The sequence below is a fragment of the Methyloceanibacter sp. genome (assembly GCF_058506495.1).
Genome location: NZ_JBZMXT010000189.1, coordinates 1 through 1,645 on the forward strand (window position 1 = coordinate 1; position 1,645 = coordinate 1,645).

Annotated in this window: 1 protein-coding gene and 1 rRNA gene; one reads left to right on the forward strand and one right to left on the reverse strand. The window is 55.9% G+C overall.

Annotated features, from left to right (window positions below; all coding sequences use genetic code 11):
• On the reverse strand, positions 1-434 hold a 434-nt coding region (locus AC33YF_RS13895; protein WP_491777808.1), incomplete at its 3' end, for a hypothetical protein.
• 851 nt (positions 435-1,285) lie between these two features.
• Between AC33YF_RS13895 and AC33YF_RS13900 the strand changes: the two genes are divergently transcribed.
• Positions 1,286-1,645 (forward strand): 16S ribosomal RNA (locus tag AC33YF_RS13900); the annotation flags it as partial.

A 1,645-nucleotide genomic window follows, 5' to 3' on the forward strand; every position in this document is an offset into this window, starting at 1 on the left:
ACGACTGTGTCGTGGATGACCTGACGTTTCGCGAAACCCTTTGAGGTGGCTTCAATGCGGTCTTCTTTCTGCCCGCCCGCGCTCTGCGCGTCCTGGGCAAGCCGGGCGCCGCGGATCGGCTGAAGCGCTGCGAGTGACGCGCGCTTGATGGAATTCACCATCCCTGAGCCATCCGACATGTTCATCGAGGCGTAAATCGAAACGCCGATGAGACAGACGCCCACCATGCCGGCAAGACATGTGCTGGCCATCCACTTAAGGCGGTGAGCGGGTCCTTCGTGACCGGACTCACAGAGGTAAACGGCTGGAAGCTCTCGCTTCGTCTTGGCTGGCGATACTTCGCCAAGGAAAATAGTAGGAAGTCCTCTGGGTCCGGACGGCACAAGTGCCTGACCCAGCTTTCGGCGCGCGAATCCGCCACGGCGCTTAAACAATGCGCAATCCCCCCGTTTCCTGGCTGTCGCCCTGCGCTTCTAACCGAAGCGCATTTCCCGATTTCCCTCAGGCGACCAACAGCCGAAGCGGTCTATGATTCAACTCAGCGAGGTCAGATTCTGTGCCGAGTGGCTTTCCCTCGATCCCCGGCGTTCCTGATCTCACACGACCGCACAAAAACGGCCAACTACGTCGATTATTGACGGTGAGATGGAAGCTGTCTAGATCCTGGTCAATCCCCCTCGGCGCTTCATCCCCACCATACTTGTTAAGTATGGTTACCACGCCGTTAACGAATGAAAATATCTCCTCTTATTCGGGCAGGAATGTGGCCTCGGGGTCCCAGTTTGAGGCGGTCGTTGCGAAACGCTGCTTGATGGCGATTTTCTTGAGCAAATCGGTTTTTCGGCATTGACACCCAGGTAGTCAGACCCTAAATAATCATCAGCGCGGGTCGCTCCCACCTCCTGCGGGACGATGCGCGACCGCGCTACCCACTGACAGTTGCGGGGTATCCTCCGGGTCTTCTTGCTCCGGTTCTGACCCTTGCTGTCGTTGACTCCCAACGGGGCTTTTGGTTCCATTGGGGTTCGGAAGTATGACACCTGTCACGCCTCCGACGGCTCTTTGACATTGTAATATGAAGAAAGGGAAACGCGGACGGCGGAGTCCTAGCGTGCCGGTGCCTCTTAGGACCGGCGATGAGACTCTGACGATCTTGCGTTTTCAAGAAGCCAATAGGCGTGTTGCATACTACCTTTGGTAGTATGGTTTCATGCTTGTTGGGAACTCGTCAAAACGTAGCGATCACCCGGAAAATTCCATCCGGGTTAGTTCAGAATCGAATTCTTAATCTAAGAGTTTGATCCTGGCTCAGAACGAACGCTGGCGGCAGGCCTAACACATGCAAGTCGAACGAGAAGCTTTCCTTCGGGAAAGCGGAAAGTGGCAGACGGGTGAGTAACGCGTGGGAACGTGCCTTTCGGTCCGGAATAACTCAGGGAAACTTGGGCTAATACTGGATACGCCCTTCGGGGGAAAGATTTATCGCCGAAAGATCGGCCCGCGTCAGATTAGCTTGTTGGTGGGGTAATGGCTCACCAAGGCGACGATCTGTAGCTGGTCTGAGAGGATGATCAGCCACACTGGGACTGAGACACGGCCCAGACTCCTACGGGAGGCAGCAGTGGGGAATATTGGACAATGGGCG